The organism is Paraburkholderia megapolitana (assembly GCF_007556815.1).
GTDB lineage: Bacteria > Pseudomonadota > Gammaproteobacteria > Burkholderiales > Burkholderiaceae > Paraburkholderia > Paraburkholderia megapolitana.
In genome coordinates, this window is the sequence record NZ_CP041743.1 from 2466841 (window position 1) to 2489778 (window position 22938).

20 protein-coding genes and 1 pseudogene are annotated in these 22938 nt (G+C 62.6%); 15 read left to right on the plus strand and 6 right to left on the minus strand.

Annotated elements, in window-relative coordinates; all coding sequences use genetic code 11:
* Window positions 1–31: 31 nt before the first annotated feature.
* Both FNZ07_RS10510 and FNZ07_RS10515 read right to left on the minus strand, forming a co-directional pair.
* Window positions 32–772: an acetoacetate decarboxylase gene (locus FNZ07_RS10510; RefSeq protein ID WP_091018122.1), complete on the minus strand. Its 741-nt coding sequence runs from the start codon at window positions 770–772 to the stop codon at window positions 32–34.
* Between the two features lie 405 nt (window positions 773–1177).
* Window positions 1178–2092, minus strand: a complete 915-nt coding sequence (locus FNZ07_RS10515) for a choline sulfate utilization transcriptional regulator (RefSeq protein ID WP_091018124.1) — start codon at window positions 2090–2092, stop codon at window positions 1178–1180.
* 218 nt (window positions 2093–2310) lie between these two features.
* Here FNZ07_RS10515 and betC point away from each other — a divergent pair, with 218 nt between their 5' ends.
* From betC to FNZ07_RS10535, 4 genes are all read left to right on the plus strand, one after another.
* The gene (gene betC / locus FNZ07_RS10520) at window positions 2311–3873 is read left to right on the plus strand and encodes a choline-sulfatase (RefSeq protein ID WP_091018126.1); all 1563 of its coding nucleotides are present in this window, start codon (window positions 2311–2313) and stop codon (window positions 3871–3873) included.
* A 20-nt stretch (window positions 3874–3893) separates the two neighbouring features.
* Window positions 3894–4217: a DUF6429 family protein gene (locus FNZ07_RS10525; protein WP_322788662.1), complete on the plus strand. Its 324-nt coding sequence runs from the start codon at window positions 3894–3896 to the stop codon at window positions 4215–4217.
* 52 nt (window positions 4218–4269) lie between these two features.
* Window positions 4270–5244, plus strand: coding sequence for a choline ABC transporter substrate-binding protein (gene choX / locus FNZ07_RS10530; protein WP_407670701.1), 975 nt, complete (start codon window positions 4270–4272; stop codon window positions 5242–5244).
* Window positions 5245–5521: 277 nt separating this feature from the next.
* Window positions 5522–6664: a porin gene (locus tag FNZ07_RS10535; protein WP_091018129.1), complete on the plus strand. Its 1143-nt coding sequence runs from the start codon at window positions 5522–5524 to the stop codon at window positions 6662–6664.
* 160 nt (window positions 6665–6824) lie between these two features.
* Here FNZ07_RS10535 and FNZ07_RS10540 read toward each other — a convergent pair whose 3' ends face one another.
* Window positions 6825–7781 carry a GlxA family transcriptional regulator gene (locus FNZ07_RS10540; protein ID WP_091018132.1) on the minus strand — a complete coding sequence of 319 codons (957 nt, stop codon included), beginning with the start codon at window positions 7779–7781 and terminating at the stop codon, window positions 6825–6827.
* 316 nt (window positions 7782–8097) lie between these two features.
* On the opposite strand from FNZ07_RS10540, the gene FNZ07_RS10545 reads away from it, so the two are divergent.
* The 9 genes and pseudogenes from FNZ07_RS10545 to FNZ07_RS10585 all read left to right on the plus strand — a co-directional run bounded on the left by FNZ07_RS10545 (window position 8098) and on the right by FNZ07_RS10585 (window position 17149).
* Entirely contained in the window at window positions 8098–9048 is a 951-nt protein-coding gene (locus tag FNZ07_RS10545; protein WP_091018134.1) for a choline ABC transporter substrate-binding protein, read from the plus strand.
* Window positions 9049–9104: 56 nt separating this feature from the next.
* A complete protein-coding gene (locus FNZ07_RS10550; RefSeq protein WP_091018136.1) occupies window positions 9105–10034 on the plus strand; it encodes a beta-keto acid cleavage family enzyme in 930 nt (309 codons plus the stop codon).
* Between the two features lie 41 nt (window positions 10035–10075).
* Entirely contained in the window at window positions 10076–11041 is a 966-nt protein-coding gene (locus FNZ07_RS10555; RefSeq protein WP_091018138.1) for an L-carnitine dehydrogenase, read from the plus strand.
* A 48-nt stretch (window positions 11042–11089) separates the two neighbouring features.
* Window positions 11090–11572 carry a thioesterase family protein gene (locus FNZ07_RS10560; RefSeq protein ID WP_091018140.1) on the plus strand — a complete coding sequence of 161 codons (483 nt, stop codon included), beginning with the start codon at window positions 11090–11092 and terminating at the stop codon, window positions 11570–11572.
* Window positions 11573–11619: 47 nt separating this feature from the next.
* Complete coding sequence (locus FNZ07_RS10565; RefSeq protein ID WP_091018143.1) at window positions 11620–12612, plus strand: alpha/beta hydrolase; 993 nt, start codon at window positions 11620–11622, stop codon at window positions 12610–12612.
* A 38-nt stretch (window positions 12613–12650) separates the two neighbouring features.
* Window positions 12651–13826 carry a TauD/TfdA family dioxygenase gene (locus tag FNZ07_RS10570; RefSeq protein ID WP_091018146.1) on the plus strand — a complete coding sequence of 392 codons (1176 nt, stop codon included), beginning with the start codon at window positions 12651–12653 and terminating at the stop codon, window positions 13824–13826.
* An 882-nt stretch (window positions 13827–14708) separates the two neighbouring features.
* Window positions 14709–15299 carry a tetratricopeptide repeat protein gene (locus FNZ07_RS10575; protein WP_091018147.1) on the plus strand — a complete coding sequence of 197 codons (591 nt, stop codon included), beginning with the start codon at window positions 14709–14711 and terminating at the stop codon, window positions 15297–15299.
* A 130-nt stretch (window positions 15300–15429) separates the two neighbouring features.
* Window positions 15430–16259: pseudogene (locus FNZ07_RS10580) on the plus strand (hypothetical protein).
* A 221-nt stretch (window positions 16260–16480) separates the two neighbouring features.
* Window positions 16481–17149: an O-methyltransferase gene (locus FNZ07_RS10585; RefSeq protein ID WP_091018151.1), complete on the plus strand. Its 669-nt coding sequence runs from the start codon at window positions 16481–16483 to the stop codon at window positions 17147–17149.
* 13 nt (window positions 17150–17162) lie between these two features.
* On the opposite strand, the gene FNZ07_RS10590 is transcribed toward FNZ07_RS10585, so the two are convergent.
* Window positions 17163–17453: a DUF3331 domain-containing protein gene (locus tag FNZ07_RS10590; protein ID WP_091018153.1), complete on the minus strand. Its 291-nt coding sequence runs from the start codon at window positions 17451–17453 to the stop codon at window positions 17163–17165.
* Window positions 17454–17784: 331 nt separating this feature from the next.
* Here FNZ07_RS10590 and FNZ07_RS10595 point away from each other — a divergent pair, with 331 nt between their 5' ends.
* A complete protein-coding gene (locus FNZ07_RS10595) occupies window positions 17785–18861 on the plus strand; it encodes an AI-2E family transporter (protein ID WP_091018155.1) in 1077 nt (358 codons plus the stop codon).
* Between the two features lie 50 nt (window positions 18862–18911).
* Here the strand turns inward: FNZ07_RS10595 and FNZ07_RS10600 are convergent, their stop codons facing one another.
* A complete protein-coding gene (locus FNZ07_RS10600) occupies window positions 18912–20009 on the minus strand; it encodes an OpgC domain-containing protein (protein WP_091018157.1) in 1098 nt (365 codons plus the stop codon).
* Window positions 20010–20544: 535 nt separating this feature from the next.
* Between FNZ07_RS10600 and FNZ07_RS10605 the strand changes: the two genes are divergently transcribed.
* Window positions 20545–21714 (plus strand): porin, encoded by a 1170-nt coding sequence (locus tag FNZ07_RS10605; RefSeq protein ID WP_091018159.1) that lies wholly within the window; start codon window positions 20545–20547, stop codon window positions 21712–21714.
* 78 nt (window positions 21715–21792) lie between these two features.
* Here the strand turns inward: FNZ07_RS10605 and FNZ07_RS10610 are convergent, their stop codons facing one another.
* Window positions 21793–22734, minus strand: a complete 942-nt coding sequence (locus tag FNZ07_RS10610) for a LysR family transcriptional regulator (RefSeq protein WP_091018161.1) — start codon at window positions 22732–22734, stop codon at window positions 21793–21795.
* Window positions 22735–22938 lie beyond the last annotated feature (204 nt).

The following is a 22938-nucleotide window of genomic DNA, read 5'->3' on the forward strand; positions in this document are numbered from 1 at the left end:
GTTGTTCGTAAGTGAATGAGAGGGCGGGGCGTTACTGCGCGAGATAGTCGTGCACGACTTCGCCGAGACCGAGCGTCAGGTCGGCGATCAGATGTCGCGCTTCGACGATTTCGAGCACAGGCAGATCGGCCACCGGCGCCAGCGCATGATGCGCGAGTTCGAGCGAGGCGGGGCCGGTCCACGCGCCCTTCATCGTGATGTCCTGCAGGTAGTAACGCACGAGTTCGCACACACGCGCCGTACCGTCGACGTGCGGGATGATCTTCAGCAGGAAGTTCGGGCCGGCCAGGCGTTGCTGCTCTTTTGCCATGTCGAGCTGGCTATGCTTGTAGCCCATCGTGCCGGTTGCGACGCGCACCGGACCGTAGTCGAGCGTGCCGAGCAGCGTGTCGGTGTGAACCGCAAGCGTCGGCGAGGCGAGTTTTTTCGGGAAGCCCCACAGCTCGCGTCCACCGGCGATAGGCGGGTGATCGTCGAGATACATCGCGAGCGTGTAGCCGCCTGCTACGCCGTTGTATTCGACCGGAATGACCTGGCCGCTTTCGGTGTAGTCGCCGAAACCGGTGGAGTCAGCCATGCGGATGAATTCGTAGTGGACGAGCGGCGAGGTGACTTTGAGCGGCTCCGGCACGATCTCGCGCAGACGGTCGATATCGGTGCGGTAGGTGATGATCAGGAATTCGCGACCGACGAAACGGTAAGGGCCCATCGGGAATGCGGGGCTGGTGAGCGGCATCGCAAACGCCTTCGAGCGTACCTGGTCTTCTTTCATGCGTACTCCTTTGTCAGTCGTTTCGGTAGAAAGGGGCTCCGGTATCTTATGCCGGACAGCGCAGGTTGTGCGATGCCGCAACTGGAAAAGTTCGTTGCGCAAATCAACGGAGTCCTCTCGCAGATATTGCACCAAACGGAACAACGGTGACGCTAACGTGCAGTGCCCGGCGCATGGTAACAAGGCCAGATGACATACGTGTGGGGTATTGCACCGGCTGGAGAAGCGCGCGCAGCGGTGCGGAGCAGTCTGTGCGCTTGCGCACACAGGAAAGCTCAACGATCGATATTCGTCAGGTAATTGTCAGGATTGGTTGAGGCTCGCGTCATGCCGGTTCGGACTCATTGCACCTGGCGACGATGTTGCGGCGCGGTGCTTTGCGCTGCGATCCTGCACAAAGCGACGTCAGGCGGCCAGCGCCCGGCACTCGTCGAACAGCCAGCGCCGAAACAGCGGCACCGCCGCAGCTTCAGGTCGCGCGAGCGGGCAGACGAGGAAATAGCCGCGCGCGGTGACGACGGGCTGGTCGAGCAGACGCACGAGCTGACCTGTCGCGACGAGTTCATCGACAAGCGGTGTCCAGCCGAGCGCGACACCTTGATTCATCAGCGCGGCATGGATCACGAGCGCATAGCTGTTGAACGTCATGCCGTCCGTGTTCGCGCGACGTTCGATGCCAAGCGCTGCAAACCAGCTATCCCACGCGAGCCAGCGTTCGGGCTCGGTGGGTTGCACATGCAATAGCGGCAGATGGGCGAGATCGCCGGCGTGGACGATGCCCGGGTGCGCGGCGGCGAATGCGGGCGAACAGACCGGCGTGACCTCTTCGGGAAAGAGCCGCGTCGACGTGCAGGGTGCCCAGTCGCCGTCGCCGAATGCGATTGCGACGTCCGCGTGATCGCGATGCGGATCGAAGCCCTGTTGCGACGTGACGATTTTCACGCTCACGTCGGGCATCGAATGCTTGAGACGGGCGAGGCGCGGCATCAGCCAGTAGGTCGCAAAGCCGAAATCGGTGAGCAGGGTGAGCGAGCCGGTTGCACGGCGCGTGCGGATATCGCCGGTGGCGACGCGGATCGCGTCGAGACTTTGTCGCACGGCTTCGAAGAGCCGTTCGCCGTCGGCGGTCAACGTCACGCCACGGTGTCCGCGCTCGAAGAGCGGTGTGCCGAGATCGGTTTCGAGCTGCACGACGCGCTGGCTGACGGCGGGCTGCGTCGAACCGAGCTCGCGCGCAGCCGCGGTGAAACTCGCGAGCCGCGCGGCCGATTCGAATACCGATAGCGTCTGCATCGGCGGCAGGCGATCTTGTCTCGGCATAACACCCCCTTATGGACCTATAAGCATTGCGCGGCTTCACAGAGCGAAATTAACCGGCAATAGTGAGGACGCTTTCGTGCGCGGTGCGGTTTTCAGCCTGATTCTGCACCGTACGCCACGATGCAGGCGGCGCGTGCAGGACTAGCGCTGCAGCCGGGCCGCTACGCGCTACGAACCCGCGGCCGCAAACGAACTCTCGATTCTAATCGACCCCGCCCATGAGCCTTAATACAAAGCAGAATATCCTTATCTTGATGGCCGACCAGATGACGCCGTTTGCGCTGCGTTCATATGGTCATACCGTCTCGCTGACACCGCGTATCGACGCGCTGGCGCGCGAAGGCGTCGTGTTCGATTCCGCGTATTGCGCGAGCCCGCTGTGCGCGCCCGCCCGCTTCTCGATGATGGCGGGCAAGCTGCCGTCGAAGATAGGCGCCTACGATAACGCCGCCGAATTTCCAGCGCAAACCCTGACGTTCGCCCACTATCTGCGCGCGGCCGGCTACCGGACCATGCTTTCCGGCAAGATGCATTTCTGCGGGCCCGACCAGTTGCACGGTTTCGAGGAACGTCTCACCACCGACATTTACCCCGCCGACTTCGGCTGGGTCCCGGACTGGGCGCAGCCGGATGTGCGGCCGAGCTGGTATCACAACATGAGTTCGGTGCTCGACGCGGGCCCTTGCGTGCGCACCAACCAGCTCGACTTCGACGACGAAGTGACCTTCACCGCGCGCCAGAAGCTCTTCGACATCGCCCGCGAGCGGGCAGCCGGCGGCGATGCGCGGCCGTTCTGCCTCGTCGCGTCGTTGACGCATCCGCACGATCCGTACGCGATTCCGCGCGAATACTGGGACCTGTACTCCGACGACGAGATCGACATGCCGAAGGTCGAGCTGTCGCGCGAAGCAAGCGATGCGCATTCGCGGCGCCTGCGCGACGTCTACGAAGCCGATGTGACGCCGCCAACGGCGCAGCAGGTGCGTGCGGCACGTCATGCGTACTACGGCGCGCTTTCCTATGTCGATACGCAGTTCGGGCAGATTCTCGATGCGCTCAAAGCGACCGGGATGGCCGACGACACGATCGTGATCGTCACCTCGGACCACGGCGAAATGCTCGGCGAACGCGGCCTCTGGTACAAGATGACCTGCTTCGAAGGCGGCGTGCGCGTGCCGCTGATCGTGCATGCGCCGGGTCGCTTCGACGCGCACCGCGTCGCCGCATCGGTATCGCACGTCGATCTGCTGCCGACGCTCGTCGAACTGGCTACAGGCGAGCGCCGCAGCGCATGGCCGGACCCCGTCGACGGTCGCAGCCTCGTACCGCATCTGCGCGGCAGTGGCGAAAAAGAGCAAATGCACGACAGTGCGCACGACGAAGCGATCGCCGAGTACCTCGCCGAAGGCGCGGTCGCACCGATCGTGATGATCCGGCGCGGCGACTTCAAGTTCATCCACACGCCATGCGATCCCGATCAGTTGTACAACCTCGCCGCCGATCCGCTCGAACTGCACAACCTCGCCGCCGACCCAGGCGCAGCCGCGGTGCTCGACGCGTTTCGCGCGGAGACGGCGCGCCGCTGGAATCTCCCTGCGCTGCATGACGCCGTGCTCGCGAGCCAGAGCCGGCGGCGCTTCCACTTCGAGGCGACGACGCAGGGGCGCATCCAGTCGTGGGACTGGCAGCCGTTCACCGATGCGAGCCAGCGCTACATGCGCAATCACATCGAGCTCGACACACTGGAAGCGATGGCGCGGTTTCCGCGCGTCGTTCGTTAACGTCATGAGCGAGAAATTCATTGAATAACCTGCCGGCGATTGCACTGCGTGATGCACGGCACAGCTACGATGCGGCCGTCATGAGCGGCATGAGCATCGACACCGCTTCGATCGACGCTGCGGTTCTGACGCTTCTCTACTTGACGGAGCATGAAACCAAGCGCGCGTGGAGGGGCTGCGACTGGGGTGCACTTGACCAGCTTTACGAGCGAGACCTCATTACCGATCCACGCAACAAGGCGCGATCCGCAATCCTGACCGAGGACGGTTGGCGCGAAGCTGAACGCCTCTACAAGCGACACCTCGAACACTGTGTTCCCGCTGACTGCGAGACCAGGGAATGAAACGAATTTCTCACTCACGATACAAACGCGTTCTGCATACGAACCGGAGGCCATGATGAAAAAACGCTACACGTGGTTGTTGTCCCTGCTGCTTGCTGCGGCGGGCGCGGGGATCGGCGCTATCGCCAGCGTCACCACGGCTGCCGCGGCCGAACCGCAAAGCTGCACTCAGGTACGCATGGCCGATCCCGGCTGGACCGACATCGATGCGACCAACGCGATGTCCGGCGTGCTGCTGAAGGCGCTCGGCTATCAGCAGAACGTTTCGAACCTGTCGGTGCCGATTACCTACCAGGGGCTGAAGAAAGGCCAGATCGACGTGTTTCTCGGCAACTGGATGCCCGCACAAGGACCGCTCGTCAAACCGTTTGTCGACGAGCATTCGATCGATGTGCTGCACGCAAACCTGACCAACGCGAAGTTCACGCTCGCCGTGCCCGACTACGTCGCCGCTGCGGGCATCCACTCGTTTGCCGATCTCGAGAAGCATGCGGCCCAGTTCGACAGCAAGATCTACGGTATCGAGCCCGGCGCGCCGGCCAACCAGAACATCAAGAAGATGATCGCCGACAAGGCGTTTGGGCTCGGCGGCTGGTCGATCGTCGAATCGAGCGAAACGGGAATGCTCACGCAGGTCGAGCGCGCCGCGCGCGACAAGAAGTGGATCGTGTTTCTCGCCTGGGAACCGCATCTGATGAACACGAAATTCCACCTCACGTATCTGTCCGGCGGCGATGCGTACTTCGGGCCGAACTACGGCGGCGCGACCGTCAACACCGTGACGCGGGCGGGCTTCGCCGGTCAGTGCACGAACCTCGCACGTCTGTTCCAGCAGATGACCTTCAACGTCGACCTCGAAAACCAGATCATCGCGAACGTGCTGCAGAACAAGGTCAATGTGAACACGGCGGCGCTGCACGCGTTGCAGGGCAATCCCGCGCTCGTGGCGACGTGGCTGAAGGGCGTGACGACCGCCAGCGGCGCGGATGGCCTGCAGGCCGTGCAGAGTCAGCTCGGCATTCGCTAAACCCCTCAACTTGCGTTGCTCCCGCTGCCCCGTTCTGGGGCGGCGCACCCTCATTGTCGTTTTCCCCCGGTTGTCGCATTCCGACCAATCGATGTCGCTTCAGATCGTATTGGCCGCAAATTGGATTTGTAATGTCCATCATCGACGACGGTTTATGCGTAATGGCACCCGCGACGAGCGTTGCACCGACAGTGCGTCATTCCAGCAAGACAGGCGATTTCGCCCGGTTAGCGGCGGAATCCTCTTTCCATCCAGCAAGGCAAGAGAGAACCACACAATGAAAAGACTGAATGCCGCAGCATTCTCCGGCGCAGCCCTCGTGCTCGCCAGCGTCCCGGCCATTAGCCATGCGCAGAGCAGCGTGACGCTGTACGGCATCCTCGACGCCGGTATCACCTACGTGAACAACACCGGTGGCTCGCATGTCGTCAAATTCGACGACGGTGTGTCGTACGGCAACCGTTGGGGTTTGAAGGGCGTCGAAGATCTCGGCGGCGGGCTGTCGGCCGTGTTCGTGCTCGAAAGCGGTTTTCACGTGGGCAATGGCCAGCTCGGCTTCGGTGGCGCGGAGTTCGGGCGCCAGGCCTACGTCGGCCTGAAGAACCAGTGGGGCACGCTGTCGTTCGGCGATCAGCTCGACATGACCGAAGAGATGGTCTATCTGTACAACATCTCAAGCTGGGGCAGCGGGTACGCGATCCACCAGGGCGACTTCGACCGCTTTAACGGCGACCGTCTGCCGAACTCGGTGAAATTCCTGTCGAACGAGTTTTCGGGTTTCATGTTCGGCGGTATGTATTCGTTCGGTAACGTGGCCGGCAACTTCCACCAGAACAGCGCATACAGCCTCGGCGCGCACTATGCGAACGGGCCGTTCACACTGGGTGCGGCTTATACGCAGTTGAACAATCCGAACGGCATCTACGCGTTCGATCCCTACGCGATGATCGGTACGAGCACGTTCCTCGGCCGTCCGACCGTCAGCGTCAACCAGACGACCGGTGCCATCACCGATCTGTATTCGAGTTCGTCGTTCCCCGTCGACAAGCAGGGTACGTTCGGCGTCGGGACGAGCTACGCGATCGGCAATGTGACATTGAACGGCGACTTCACGTACACGACGATCAAGGCGTTCGGCGTGTCGTCGCATATGAAGGTGCTCGAAGGTGGCGCGATCTGGCAGGTCACGCCGGCGTTCAGCACGATCGGCGGCTATCAGTACACGAACTTCGAAGGGCATCACTGGAACCAGGTGTCGGCTGGCTTCCACTATCTGCTCTCCAAGCGCACCGATGTGTATATCTCGGGTGATTACCTGAAGGCGTCGCAAGGGGTCGATGCGGTGATCGGTTATAGCTTCACGCCGTCTACTACGACGACACAGGCTGACGTTCGCGTGGGTATGCGGCATTCGTTCTGAGCGCCACGCGCGCCTGCGGTATGGCGCGCGACCTGGAGTGCCAGACATCCACGGCTAATGGGTAACGGCCCGCATCGCGAAGTTCGTGCGATGCGGGCCGTGTTGCGTTGTGTCGTGGTTCCAGCCAGCGAAGCTTCGCGACCCCGCGCGCAGAAATGGCTTACTGCGCGGCAACCCGCACCGGGCTACGATCGCGTCGCGGGCTCGCACCGAACTTCGCGCGATACGTCCGCGAGAAATGCGACGGCGATTCGAATCCGCACGCGACGCAGATCGACGTGATCGTCATGTCGGTCTGCTGCAGCAATTCGCGCGCGCGATTGAGCCGCAACTGCAGATAGAAATGCGTCGGTGTGTCCTTCAGTGACGAGCAGAATAGCCGCTCGAGCTGCCGCCGTGTCACGCCGATCTCCTGCGCGAGCGCGTCGGGTGCGAGCGGCTCTTCCATATGCTGTTCCATCACGCCGATCACCTGGATCAGCTTGCGATTGTGCACGCCGTAGCGCGCGGCGATTTCCATGCGCTGATGGTCCGAGCGCTGCCTGATCCGGCTCACGACAAACTGCTCCGACACCGCCGACGCCAGCGCCGCGCCGTGGCTGCGGCCGATCAGGTCCAGCATCATATCGATTGAGGCGGTGCCGCCTGCACAGGTGATGCGCCGCGCGCCGATCTCGAACAACTCCTGGCTGGCCTGCAGCGCCGGATAGCGCTCGCGGAACGCGGGCAGCGCCTCCCAATGCACGGTCAGGCTGTCGGCGGCGCTGAAAAGTCCCGCCTCGGCAAGCACGAAACTGCCCGTATCGATACCACCGAGCGTCGCCCCCGACTGCGCCAGCCGTCGCAGCCAGCCGGCGAGCGCGCGGCTGTAGCACGCAAGCGGATCGAAGCCCGCGACGATGAAAACGGTCTGTGCGTGATCGAAGGCATCGAAGGCGGCCTCGGCGTTCAGCGAGATGCCGTTGCTCGCGGCGACCGGCGCACCGTCGACGCTGAGAATGTGCCAGCGGTACAGATTCTCGCGAAAGCGGTTCGCGACGCGCAGCGGTTCGACCGCCGACATGAAGCCGATCGCCGAGAAGCCCGGTAGCAGCAGGAACGAAATGTCTTCGGGCATCGTGCGGAGCGTGGGTGCCTGGTGTGGGCGGTTGCGTGGACCTGCGGTCGCGATCCGGGCGAGCGTAACAAGCAGTGCGCGAGCCGGCAAGGCCCGCCAATATTGACGTTCGCGGGATCAGGACGGCGCGCGGGACGATCATGCTGGTTTTCCCTCATGGTCGCAAGCAAGCAAGAACGGGTCGCAGCCGGTCGCTTTGGCGGGAATATGCGCTAGTACCTTTGCATCACGCCACGCAATACACGGTGTCCGGCCGGTTCGCCTTCTGGCGAATAGCGCTGCGACCCACCCATCAGGTATCAGAAGGGGGAACGTCATGAAGTTACGCGTCAAAGCCTTGTCCGCTGGTCTGCTATGCGCCGCGGCCACGTTGCTCCAACCGGCCTTCGCGCAGGACCCGGCCACCTGCCGCAACGTGCGCTTCGCCGACATCGGCTGGACCGACATCACGTCGACTACCGCGCTGGCGTCGACGGTCTTCGAAGGGCTCGGCTATCAGCCGGTCACGACGGTCGCATCGGTGCCGATCTCGTTCGCGGGGCTGAAGACGAAACAACTCGATGTCTCGCTCGGCTACTGGTGGCCGGTGCAGGAAAAGGCGATCGCGCCGTTCGTCGACGCGAAGACGATCCAGGTGCTGCAACCGCCGAACCTGTCCGGTGCGAAGGCGACCTTCGCGGTGCCGACCTACGAATACGACGCGGGCCTGAAGACCTTCGCCGACATCGCGAAGCACCGGACGGAACTGGACGGCAAGATCTACGGCATCGAACCGGGCAGCAGTGCGAACGCCGCGATCAAGAAGATGATCGACACGAACCAGTTCGGTCTGGGCGGCTTCAAGCTGATCGAGTCGAGCGAGGCCGGCATGCTTGTCACCGTCGATCGCGCGATTCGCGACAAGAAGTGGGTGTTGTTCCTCGGTTGGGAACCGCATCCGATGAACATCCAGATCGACATGAAATATCTGACCGGCAGCGACGGTGTGTTCGGACCGAACGATGGCGAGGCGCGCGTCTATACGCTGACGGCGCCCGATTTTCTGACGCGCTGTCCGAACGCCGGCAAGCTCGTCAGCAATCTGCGCTTCACGACGCAGCTCGAAAACGTCGTGATGCAGTCGGTGATGAACAAGGAAAAACCGACGGACGCCGCCAAGGCTTATCTGAAGAAGAACCCTCAGGTACTGGATACCTGGCTCGCCGGTGTGAAGACGTATGACGGCAAGGATGGATTGCCGGCGGTGAAAGCCTATCTCGGGCTTTGACACACGGCTGGGCGCACTAGCGGCCGATTCGACATGAACAGACAGGACTACCCCGCATGAACCACGAAGTCATCGTTACCTGTGCCGTGACCGGCGCCGGCGATACGGTCGGCAAACACCCGGCCATCCCCGTCACGCCGAAGCAGATCGCCGAGGCTGCGATCGAAGCCGCGAAGGCCGGCGCTACCGTGGCGCACTGTCACGTGCGCGATCCGCAGACCGGCCGCGGCAGCCGCGATCCGAACCTGTACCGCGAAGTCGTCGACCGCATCCGCTCGTCGGGCACCGACGTGATCATCAATCTGACCGCGGGCATGGGCGGTGACCTCGAGATCGGTGCCGGCGAAGATCCGATGCGCTTCGGCGCGGGTACGGATCTGGTGGGCGGGTTGACGCGACTCGCGCACGTCGAAGAGCTCTTGCCGGAGATCTGCACGCTCGATTGCGGCACGCTCAATTTTGGCGACGGCGACTACATCTATGTGTCGACACCTGCGCAATTGCGCGCCGGTGCCAAGCGTATCCAGGAACTCGGCGTGAAGCCGGAACTGGAGATTTTCGACACGGGGCACCTGTGGTTCGCGAAACAGTTGCTCAAGGAAGGCCTGCTCGATGCGCCGCCGATGTTCCAGATCTGCCTCGGCATTCCATGGGGCGCACCCGCTGATACCACGACGATGAAGGCGATGGCCGACAACCTGCCGCCGGGCGCGCAGTGGGCCGGCTTTGGTATCGGCAGGATGCAGATGCCGATGGTCGCGCAGGCGATGCTGCTCGGCGGCCATGTGCGTGTCGGGCTTGAAGACAACATCTGGCTCGACCGCGGCGTACCGGCGAGCAACGGTACGCTCGTGCAGCGAGCGGTCGAGATTATCGAGCGTCTGGGTGGCCGGGCGCTGACGCCGGCCGAAGGGCGCCGCAAGCTGGGTTTGCCGGCGCGTGGCGAACGTCTGCTCGAGCGGCGGCCGGCCGAGCAGTTTGCTTAAGAAATCTGCGTGAACGCACTTTTTGCAAGGGATCGTCAGCAATGGCAGTGATCGTCGATATCAGGACATTTGCAGCAATCGGGGCCGGCGTGATCGGCAGCGGCTGGGTAGCACGCGCACTCGCGAACGGACTCGACGTGGTGGCATGGGACCCAGCACCGGGCGCCGAACAGCAGTTGCGTGCCAACGTCGCGAACGCATGGCCGGCATTGGAGCGCACAGGGTTGAAAGAGGGCGCCTCGCAGGAGCGGCTGCATTTTGTCACGACCATCGAAGCATGTGTCGCCGACGCGGATTTCATTCAGGAAAGTGCGCCCGAGCGCGAAGAACTGAAGCTCGCATTGCACGGGCAGATCAGCGCGGCAGCGAAACCCGATGCGATCATCGCTTCGTCGACATCTGGCCTGCTTCCCACCGACTTTTATGCGCGAGCGCTGCATCCCGAGCGCTGCGTGGTCGGGCATCCGTTCAACCCAGTGTATCTGTTGCCGCTTGTCGAAGTGCTGGGCGGCGAGCGTACCTCGCCCGCGACGATCGATGCCGCGCAGCAGATTTACCGTTCACTGGGGATGCGACCGTTGCGTGTGCGCAAGGAAGTACCGGGCTTTATCGCGGACCGTCTGCTCGAAGCGCTATGGCGCGAAGCGCTGCATCTCGTGAACGAAGGCGTCGCGACGACCGGCGAGATCGACGATGCGATCCGCTTCGGCGCCGGTCTGCGCTGGTCGTTCATGGGCACCTTCCTTACGTACACGCTTGCCGGCGGCGATGCGGGGATGCGACACTTCATGCAGCAGTTCGGACCGGCGCTCGAATTGCCGTGGACCAAACTGGTCGCACCGCAACTCACCGACGAACTGATCGACCGTGTGGTGGAAGGCACGGCCGAGCAGGTCGGACCGCGCTCGATCAAGCAGCTCGAACGCTATCGCGACGACTGCATTACGAGCGTGCTGACGGCGATCCGCGAGGCGAAGGCGCGGCACGGTTTGCATGCCGACGAGTAGCCGTAGCAAGTAGTTCAACCGCCACAACGCGACAGGAGCAAGCCGCCCATGCCAGGACTGGAGATCTATCGCGACGAGGTTCGCGCGGAGTGGGTCGATTACAACGGCCATCTGCGCGACGCGTTCTACATGCTGATCTTCAGCTTCGCGACCGATGCGCTGATCGAGCATATCGGTCTCGACGATACGGCGCGCCGCGCGCGGGGCCGTTCGATCTACACGCTCGAAGCGCATATCAACTATCTGCATGAGATCAGGCTTGGCGCCAAAGTGCGCGTCGCCGCGCGGCTGCTCGCGCACGATGCGAAACGCCTGCATCTGTACCTGGAGATGTACGCCGATGCGCACAGCGAAGCAGTTGCCGCGAGCGAGCAGATGTTGTTGCACGTCGATACGAATGGTCCGCGGTCGGTAGCGTTCGATCCGGATGTTGCTGAGCGCGTGCAGGCATTGGGTGCATTGCAAGCCGCGCTGCCGCCGGCGCAATATGCTGGGCGTGTGATCGGACTGCCGCCGGCGCGACGCAGTTAAAACGGCGCCTGTGCTTCGACAATCGATAACATCGAACCCCCGCGATCATGCTCGAACCTGAAATCGCCGCATTCATTGCACGGGCTGCTGCGGTCTATCCCGCACACACGGCACAGCGTCCGGTTGCCGAGCAGCGGGCCATCTACGATCGCTACGCGTTGGCGTTAACTCCACCGCTACCGCCGGGCGTATCCGTTGAAGATGCGGAGTTCGAATCTGCCGTCGGTCATTCGATCCGGCTGCGTCTCTACCAGTCCACGCTTAATCCCGCACGCGGCACCGTGCTGTACTTCCACGGCGGCGGCTTCGTGCTGGGCTCGCTAGACAGTCATCAGATCATCACGGCACGTATTACGGCCGACACCGGGCTATGTGTGATTGCCGTCGATTACCGGCTCGCGCCCGATCATCCCGCCCCCGCCGCACACGACGACTGCGTCGAGGTCACACGGGCCGCGCTCGAAGGCCGGTTGCCGTTTGCCTCGTGGCAACGAACGTTGCCGGCATCGCTGCTGCTCGCCGGCGATAGCGCCGGCGGCAATCTCGCAGCAGGTGTCGCGGTGCACCTGCGCGATGCGGGCGTCGATGATGCGGCGGCAATCGCAGCAATCGCAGGAATAGCACTCGTCTATCCGATGCTCGGTTTCGAACCGCAACTACCGGCACGCGACACCGAGGCCGACGCACCGATGCTCACGCTTGCCGATGTTCATGCGTTTCGTCGGCTGTATTGGGGCGATGTGTCGCCGCCTGCGTGGACTGTGCCGCTCGATGCGGGCCGTTTCGACGGCTTGCCACCGGTGCTGGCGATCGGCGTCGAGCACGACCCGCTGCGCGACGACGCGAGCGTGTTCGTCGAGCGTATTCAGGCAGCGGGTGGCAACGGGCGCTTCTGGCTCGGTAAAGGGCTCGTGCACGGCTGCTGGCGTGCACTCGATGCGAGCCCGGGCGCGCAGCGCATGCACGACGAAGTGTGCCGCTTTCTACGCGATACGGCGGCAGGCCACACCGACAGTATTCACGACGTCCCGGCCGGTTGAACCACACGGCATCGGGCATTCTCTTCGGGAGACATGAGATGCAGGTTGCCGGATCGATGGTTGAAGACTGGCGCGCGTTTGCAACGAGCGTGTCGATTGCCGACGCGACGCTGAGCGATGACGCGATCGTCGTGCAGTGGAGCGATGCGCGCAGCTCGCCGTATCACTTCGTCTGGCTGCGCGACAATTGCGCGTGCAACCAGTGCGTGCATGCGTTGACGCGCGAGCAGGTCTTCGAGATCGCCGACATGCCGGACGATCTGGTCGCCATCGACGTGTCGATTGACGACACGGGTGCCATGCAGGTGCAATGGTCCGACGGACATCGAAGCGTCTATACGCCTGGCTGGTTGCGCGCGCACGCGTACGACGACGCATCGCGCGCGGAACGGCACGGCGGCAATACGCGAAAGATCTGGGACGCGTCGGGTGGGTCGACACTTGCTGTCTTCGACTGGCGCGACGTCATGCGCGACGAACGCGCACTGCATGCCTGGCTCGTTGCGTTGCGCGATACCGGGCTCACGCTCGTGCACGGTGTCCCGACGCAGCCGGGAAGCGTCGCCGATATCGCGCTGCGCATTTCGTTTATCCGCGAAAGCAACTTCGGTGTGCTGTTCGACGTGAAATCGAAGGCGGTGCCCGACAGCAACGCGTACACGTCGATCAACCTGCCGCCGCATACCGATCTGCCGACCCGCGAGTTGCAACCCGGCCTGCAGTTTTTGCACTGCCTCGTGAACGATGCGCCTGGCGGCGACAACGTGTTCGTCGACGGCTTCGCGCTGGCCGATGCGCTGCGCACACACTGGCCCGACGATTTCGCGACCCTCACGAGCGTTCCGTTCGAGTTCTGGAACAAGAGTGCTTCGAGCGACTACCGCTGCTCGGCGCCGGTGATCGCGCTGGACGGACGGGGCGAAGTCAGCGAGGTGCGGCACGCGAACTTTCTGCGCGGACCGATCGACGCGACCGCACAGACAATGCCCGCGGTATACCGCGCCTATCGCCGCTTCCTGGGGCTCGCGCGCGATGCACGGTTCCACGTGCAGCGCCGGCTCGCCGCTGGCGAGATGTGGGCGTTCGATAACCGCAGGATCCTCCATGCCCGCACCGCGTTCGATCCGCGTGGCGGCGCCCGGCATCTGCAGGGTTGCTACGTCGATCGCGACGAATTGCTGTCGCGGATCAGGATTCTGGAGCGCTCGCTATAAGAGGAAGCAGAAGAAACGAGGTGCAACCAGACATATTCCGCCTGGCGCAATGAGTATTTAAATTAAACGCAATATAGCGTCTACCGGGACAAACGAGGCGCGGCGGATTGACTGGTCAATCTCATCATTGGCGCAACCCGCGGATATTCCGCACTAGTTGCGGGTGCAACCAGATCAATTTTCTTTGCCTGGAGTAACGGTCCCGTCATATTCCATCTTGTCGGACCGCCATCAGCCGCTCCGGCAGGTTGAGTGATTTCTTTGCAACTACATTTTCCTGTGGTGAAAATTAAAATTCTTCTTGTACAATTCGTCCAACATAAGTGACGGCAGATGCAACCAGAGTCACGTTTGCGACACGATCGCACCGCCCTGCAGTGCCGATATGCAGGTCAAGGCAAGAGTGCGAAGTGCACGACGTCGACTTTTATGATGACAACGAGCGCCACGAAGAATTAACAAGAAATCTGCAGGGAATGCCGCTGCGTCAAGCGATATAAGCCGCTTGCCGGTGCGGGTGAAAAAAATGAATCGACAAGGGGTTTGACGAGAACGGGACAGGCAGATATTTCCGCCAGATAGCACCACGTGCTGACAGGCAGGTCACGCATCGCTTTTTGCGAATGCGGGCTGTCTATGGCAGGGATATGTGCGCCCAGAGAATTAACGCGATTACGCGAAATGAGAATTATCGAAAGAGGTTCCTGTTGATTCGGGACTCTGGGGGATCGTTCGGCATTTCATCGGCGATTCGCATTTGAATTCAAGGCCGGTTTGCACCGGTCGTGCATTAACAGAATTATCAGAAGCCGGTTATTTTGTTTTTTGCATGTTGCGCTCCGTTATGGTGGCGCGCGTTTCCAACAAGAAACGGGGATAGAAATGAAGTATCGCGTGTTTGCATCGTGTGCCGTGGTGGTGTTGGCCGCCTGTGTGCAAAACCCTCCGCAGAACAATCTCGTCAGGATTTGCGACGACCACGGGTGTTCCGACCGTCCGAAGGATCAAGGGACGTTCGAGGCCGCCAACAATGCACCCGACGAAAACGCCGACCCGCGTATTGCCGCGCTAAAAGCCGCGGCCGAGAAAGAACCGCGCGCGGCCTACGATCTGGGCCTGCGCTATTTCCGCGGCGACGGCGTACGGCAGGACAGTTATCAGGCGCTCGTCTGGATGCGCAAGGCTGGCGAAGCCGGCAACCTGCAGGCTGAGAAAGCCCTCGGGAGTTTCTATCTGTTCGGTCTCGAAGAGATGGGCCCGGACCCGCGCGAAGCGGAGAAGTGGCTGATGCTCGCCGCGAGCCGCGGCGACCAGGAGTCGAAGAAGCTTCTGGTGCAGGCGCGAGCCGACAAGCTGGCCGATGCGGCCGACTACAAACGACAAAAAGAAGAGCGCGAGCTGTATTACGGCTACTGGTATTCGGGTTACGCGTATCAGGGCTATTGGCGCCAGACAGCGTGGTACTGGTACTGAGCCCACCTCAGGACGGTACCGACGCGAGATTTGAGGCGGCCATTACGGGGGCTGCCTCATCAGGGGCTTATTTCGGATCGCCAGAACGGATAAGTCGAACATCGAGATCACTTACTACGACCATCAATCTATGAACCTCATTTCGAAATATTCGGGCGTCAAGGGCGCCATCGCGATCGCCCTGGTCGGGTCTCTGACTGCGTGCGGAGGCATGGTGACCACGGGGAACCAGAACCTGGGCGTGACAGGCGCGGCGGGCGGTGCCGCGAGCGCCGGTGCCGACGACTCGCTGCAACGCTGTCCGGCGCCCCTCGGGACGATCGCCGTCGACGACGGCCGCAATGCCGACTGGTTCGGTCCGTTCGGGAGCGCCACCCAGGTGACCAGCATCGATCCGCTGCTGCGTCTCGCGGTGCAGGAGTCGAACTGCTTCGTCATTACGTCGATCGGTAACCAGAAGACCGACTCGCGCCTGTCGCGCATTACGGACCTGCAGCGCAACTCCGGCGAATACCGCGCCGGCTCGAAGCAGCAGAAAGGCCAGCGCGTCGCGGCTGACTACTATATGGAACCGTCGATCGTCATCAGCAACTCGCCGATTGGCGGGATGGTCGGTGCGCTGGGCGGTCTGATCCCCGGGGGGGGGCGATAGCGGCGATCGCCGGCAGCGTTCAGACGAAGGCTTCGGTCGTGACGCTGACGCTGTTCGACGTGCGCTCGGCGGTGCAGATTGCGGCGGCCGAAGGCAGTTCGACGGCCACGAACTATGGCGCGGCGCTGGGGGCACTCGGTGGCAGCGCCGGTGGTGGTCTGGGCGGTTTCTCGAAGACGCCGGAAGGCAAGGCAACGGTCTCCGCGTTCATCGATGCGTGGAACAAGATGGTCGTCTCGTTGCGCAACTACAAGGCGCAGGACGTGAAGGGCGGCCTGGGCCGGGGTGGTCAGCTCAAGGTGAACTAAGGCATCTGCGGCGGTATATCGAGTCTGCTGTCTGATGGGGCCTGCCTGCACGGTTCGTGCGGCAGGCCCTTTGTTTTTGTACCCGTTTGCTGCCTGTTAGAGGCTCGCGCTCACAGGGAGCGTTCCACCGGCGGACACGAAACGACATCGCAAATCGTCATAAGTCGCTTGGGCTCGCGCTGATAACATCGTCTGCCTCGATCACTAGCGGAAACGATGCCATGACGAACCCACAGCAATGGAATGCGGTAGACGAGTATTTCTCGCAAGCACTCGTGCCTTCGGACGACGTGCTCGACGCAACGCTCAGGCACAGCGCCGAGGCCGGCCTGCCGTCCATCAACGTCACGCCGGCTCAGGGCAAGTTTCTCCATCTGCTAGCGAAAATCAAAGGCGCCCGGCGCATTCTCGAGATCGGCACACTGGCCGGCTACAGCACGATCTGGCTGGGTCGCGCGTTGCCGGCTGACGGCCAGCTGATTTCTCTCGAAGCGGATGCCGGCTACGCGGAGATCGCGAGAAAAAACATCGCGGCTGCGGGGTTGGCGAATGTGGTCTCGGTCGTGGTGGGGCCCGCGGTGCGGACTTTGCAGAAGCTGATCGCCGAAGCGGCCGAACCGTTCGATCTCGTCTTCATCGACGCGGACAAGCAGAACAACCCCGACTATCTGAAGCTCGCGCTGCAACTGTCCCGGCCGGGAACGGTGATCGTCGGCGACAACGTGGTTCGTAATGGACGCATCGCGGATCCGCACAACGACGATCCCGATGTCACCGGTATCCGGGAATTTCTGGCACTGGCCGCGGCCACGCCCCATCTGACGACGACCGCGATCCAGACCGTCGGCAGCAAGGGCTGGGATGGCTTTTCGCTATCCGTCGTCTCGTGAGGGAAGCGTAGCGTCAGGCCTCGGCGGTTAGCCCGCAGAGAATCTCAGCGGAGATCATGGCGGCGGCATTGGACGGTGCGGGCCGTTCAGCCGGCCGGAACACCGCGTCGCCGCGACGGATCTTGCGGCGCGACACTGCGCAGGTGCCCGAGGTGTGCGCCGAGCGTCGGCGCCAGCGTTGCTCGCCATAGTGGCAGCGGCCGGGTTCGACCCAACGGATCACAAGGGTGGTGTCGGAGCGTTCGAGAATCTCGATACGAACGCCGTTGGCGCCGGTCAGGGGGATGGACTCTGTGGTCTTCATCATCGGCTCCAGTAGGTGTGGTGTGCCGAATGTAGTCCTGCCGGTGACGGAGTGCCATTGTGCGCCAGTTGAAACACCGTTCTCCAAATAGCAACAATCGAACCCGCTGGACCGCGACCTACGAAGGGACGCGGCTCTGCGGGAACAATGATTGCGATAGGGCGGATTTTTGCAACAGAGTGTTGTAACGGGTGAGACAAGCCGAAGCGGTGTAGGCTGGCTGCGGCGCTTCCATTAAGATGGGCGCTCTCGCCGGACTACGCGGGCGGACGGCAGTGTACCGCGCCTGTGCAAACCGGCGTCGCCAGCTCCGCAACCCGTATGAGGCTCCATGATCCAGCGTCCGTCGTCGCAAGACCCTCACTCTCCCAGTCGTGCCCAGATGCAGCAGATCGCGTCCGCGATTCTGTACGGCGTGCTGGTCGTGCTCGCGTTATGGGTCGTGCACAACTTCATTCCCGCGGTGGTCTGGGCCGCCGTGATCGCGATTGCGCTGTGGCCTGCGATGCGGGCAATCGAAGGGCACCGGTTGTTCAAAGGGCGCACGACGCTAATCTCGATCGTGCTCACGACAGCCGTCGGGCTGCTCGTCGTGCTGCCCATCGGTCTCGGGATCACCCAGGCGGCGCGCGAGGCGCACGACCTGATCGTCTGGACCCGCACCATCCAGGAAAATGGTGTGCCGCTACCTGCCTTCGTCGAGCATCTGCCGTTCGGCGCGCAGCAGATCAGCGCCTGGTGGCAGGCCAATCTCGCGCAGCCGCTGAATGCATCGCCGGCCATGAAAGGGTTGCACGGTCAGGCGGTGGTCACGTTCGGCCGGCATTTTGGCGCGCGCGCCGCGCATGGCTTGCTGGTGTTCGGCTTCACGCTGGTCACGCTGTTCGTGATCTTCCAGGCCGGGCCGCGCCTGTCGGGGGCGTTGCTGAAGGGCGCGCGCCGGGCGTTTGGCGCCGATGGCGCGCAGATCCTCCAGCGCATGGCCGGTGCGGTGCGCGGTACCGTGACGGGGCTCGTGGTGGTCGGGCTCGGCGAAGGAGCGCTGCTCGGTGTTGCCTATGCCATTGCCGGCGTGCCGCATGCGACGCTGCTCGCGCTCGTCACCGCGGTGGCGGCCATGCTGCCGTTTTGCGCGCCGATCGTATTCGGCGGCGCCGCGTTGTGGCTCTTTGCCGTGCAGGGGGCGGTTGCCGGCGCGATCGGTGTCGCGGCATTCGGCGTGGTCGTCGTGTTCGTCGCCGAGCACTTCGTGCGGCCGGTGCTGATCGGCAATTCGACGCGCCTGCCGTTTCTGCTGGTGCTGTTCGGCATCCTGGGCGGCGCCGAGACATTCGGTCTGCTCGGGCTTTTCATCGGCCCGGCGCTGATGACAGTACTCGTCGTGCTGTGGAAGGACTGGGTGCAGTAGACGACGCGTGTCGTCGTGCATCGTCGCTCAGCGTTGCGCGAACCCCGCCGTCAGGCGGGGATGCGCACGCGCGGCGCCAGCACGCGGCCGAGCGGCACCGAGGCCTTTGCCACGAGTAGCAGCGCGCTGACCGCGATGGCATCGGCCAGCAGCCCGAGCGGTATGTTCAGATAACCGTCGGTGACGGTATACAACAGCGAGTCGACGACGAGCGAAATCACCGCGCCCGCGATAAAACACAGCAGCCCCTTACGCCCGACCAGGCCGACCCACGGCAACCACTGCGCGAGCTTCTTCGCGATGCCCATGCGGATCAGGTTCGCGACGAGCCACGCGATCGCCAGAAAATTCCCCACCCGTAACCACGACAGGTTCTGCTTGAGGCTGCCATCAGGCAGCGAGCTTTCGATAAATATCTTGTAGTACGCCGCCGCGATCACGATGGCGAGCGCCGCGAGGCTCACGAGCCAACCAAATCGATGCGCGGCAACCCGCTGGTACACGGGTTGATAGCGCGCGAGCGCACCCAGCACGAACAGCAGCTGCCAGGCAAACGGATTGAAGTCCCAGTGCGCGTCTTCGACGGCTGGCAGATAGCCTTGCAGCGGTCGCGCCACGGCCCACAGCGCGACGCTGCCCGCGAGCAGCAGCCAGGGCTTGCGGCGTGCGAGCGGCAGGATGGCGGGCGCGGTCAGCGCGAAGAAGGTGTACATCGGCAGTACCGATGCGAGATACGGCTGGCGTCTGAACAGCACGATGTCGCGCAGCCCGGCGAGCGGTGCGGAGATGAACTCGTTGAGGTCGTCGGTGGTCATGTTCGGCGCGTCGATGCTGAGCGCAACCAGTACCGCGCTGACCAGCAGCATCAGGGCCGCGGTGATCAGAAACGCACGATAGATTTCGAGCGCGCGCCGCAGGAAACGCTGCCGCGCGATGGCCTCGTTGCGTCGTTCGGCGAGTGCGGCATAAGCGGTCGCCGTTGCGAAACCACCGAGGAACACGAACACTTCAGCCGCATCGCACAGCGCATACGCATGCAGCGTGAAGCGCGACAGAATGCTGCCGCCTATATGGTCGACCACGATGACCAGCAGTACGAGTCCACGAAAAAAATCCAGCTCGATCAGACGGGAAGACGACGTTTGCATGCGCGTTGACAAAAGCGGTTCGTAGCAGCGGCGCGCAAAACCTGGGGGACGCGTCGGCATGAACCTGAATTGGGAAGGCGGACGATACACGCAACGCTGCGAGCAGGCGGAGTCTCGTGCATCGTCCGGTGCCGCCGTATCGTGAAAACAAACGCGCGACGGCAGCGTCGTAGAAACTGACACGACCCTGGTTCACGAGTTCCACCACGCGCCGGCAGATAGCCGTTCGGAATATTTCGTCGAATTACCCGGACGTATGACGCACACCATCGAGCGGACTTCGCGCAACTTTCCATCCAGATATCGCACGCGTGCGCCTGCGCTCGATCACGTCAATGCCGCTGATTGACGCACCCGCCGTGGGCCTTTCACAACGCTTCGGCCATTGAGCATGAATCGCCAATAGACGGGAATATTACATTATGTAAGGATTGCGTTCGTCGCGCGGGCACAGCCGCCGACATCACTGGATGGCGCGACCTGAAACGACGGGCCGTCTCAAAAAATAAGTTGTCCGTAGAGTTTGGAGATAGCAATGAAAAAGCAGGTTATCGCGCTGGCGGCATCCGCCGCTTTTGCCGCGCCCGTTTTCGCACAGAGCAGCGTCACGCTGTTTGGGTTGATCGATGAGGGCTTCGTCTACACGAACAACACAAACACCAAGGGCCAGGCGTCCTATCAGATGCAGAGCGGCTACGCACAGGGTAGCCGTTGGGGGCTGAGGGGTAGCGAAGATCTCGGCGGCGGCCTGAAGGCGGTCTTTACGCTCGAGAACGGGTTCGAATTGAACACCGGCAAGCTGATGCAGGGTGGCCGGATGTTTGGGCGGCAGGCGTTCATTGGCCTCGCGGACGATCGGTACGGTACCGTCATGCTCGGCCGTCAGTACGATTCGCTCGTCGACTATCTCGCGCAAATGACGGCGAACGGCAACTGGGGCGGTTTCCTGCTGTCGCATCCGCTCGATAACGACAACACCGACAACTCGTTTCGTGTGAACAACACGGTGAAGTACGCGAGTCAGAATATTTCCGGCTTGCAGTTCGGCGGTACGTACAGCTTCAGCAACGGCACGAACTTCGCGAACAATCGCCAGTACAGCATCGGCACGCAATATACGCGCGGACCGCTGCTGCTCGCGGCGGCCTATCTGCAAGCGAACAATCCGGGTGTGGGCAGCGATGGTGCGATCGCGGCCAACGATGCGAACTTCACGTCTGACCTTCTGCGTGTTTTTGGCGGCGGCGCCAAGTACACGTTTGGCTCGGCGACGGTTGGCCTGGTCTACACCAACACGAACGTAAAGAATCCGGCGGGCACGGTTTACCTGACCGATGCATCGGGTAACTTCTTGCCGCTGGTCGGCGCGGGCGGCACGCTGAGTGCACTGAAATTCCAGAACTTCGAAGTGAACGGCAAGTATCAGGTCACGCCGACGTTCTTCGTTGGTGCGCAGTATGTCTATACGCTCGTGAATTACGAGGCATCGACGGGCAACCTTAAACCGAAGTTCCACACGCTTGGCCTGATGGCGGACTACAACCTGTCGAAGCGCACCGATTTCTACGTGCAGAGCGCGTATCAGAAGGTTGGCGGCGACAAGACCGGGACTGTGTTGGACAACGCCTATATTCCGGGCGCGGGTGGGGTTTCGTCGGCGGCGAACCAGTTCGCGGTGCGCGCGGGGATCCGGCATAAGTTTTGAGGTTCAGGCGGGATGGCGCGGCGCTGTGGCGCCGCGTCAAGTTTGACCCGGCGACCTGATCCGGCGAGCCGGGTTTTCTTATACGCGCGCAGCACGCGCTTTTCTCGGCCGCACCGCGCGCGCAGTATCAGGTTCCCCAAGCAACTTCGCGACCCAATCGACGAAAATCCGCACCCGCGGCGCAAGATGCTTCCCATGCGGAAACACCACCGAAAGCGGTAACGGCGGTGCTTTCCATTGCGGCAGCACCTCGATCAGTTCGCCGCTTTGCAGCAGCGTTTCCATTCCGGCACGCGGTGCCTGAATCAACCCGAGGCCAGCCACGCAGCAAGCCAGATAAGCATGCGCGCTGTTGACCGAAACCGCGCTGCGCATTGCAAGGCTGCGTGCCTGCCCGTCTTCCTCATACTCCCAGACAAGATCCCGGCCGGTGCGGCTCGAAAAGAAGCCGACCGCCTGATGATCGGCGAGATCGTCGGGTGTACGCGGCAAACCGTAGCGTTCGATATAGCCGCGCGACGCGCAGTTGATCTGCTCGAACGCACCGAGTCGGCGCGCGACGAGTGTCGTGTCGCGCAGTTCGCCCACCCGCACTGCACAGTCGACGCCATCCGCAATCAGATCGATCATGCGGTCCGTTGCGCTGAGTACGACGTGAATATCCGGGTATCGCGCCAGGAAGTCGGGTAGAGCGGGAATCACGGTTTGCAACGCAAGCCGCTCGGGCAGATCGACGCGTACCGAGCCGCGTGGACTGGCGGCCGCATCGGCGAACAGCGACTCGGCGTCGTCGAGATCGGCGAGTACCTGGATGCAGCGCGAGTGATAGGCCGCGCCTTCGGGTGTTAGCGCGACGCGTCGCGTCGTACGGTGTAGTAGCCGCACGCGCAGATGCGCCTCCAGATACTGGATCGCGTTGCTGACTGTCGGTCGCGGCAACTGCAACTGTTCCGCGGCTTTCGAGAAACTGCCGAGCTGCGCGACTCGCGCGAAGACTCGCATCGCCTGCAGGTGATCCATGAGCATGACTCCATGAGCTCGGGTGGGCGGGGCAAGAGCATAACGGACGTAGTGGACCTGAAGCACCGCGACTGTTAACGCCCGTCGAACAGACTGATCGAACACCGCGCATTTATCGATTGACGCCGCGTACGCAGAATAGCGTTCATGCACATGGGCCGTTCCGCGCGAACCGCATTATCGGTCCGGATGTGCGCCCGTTCG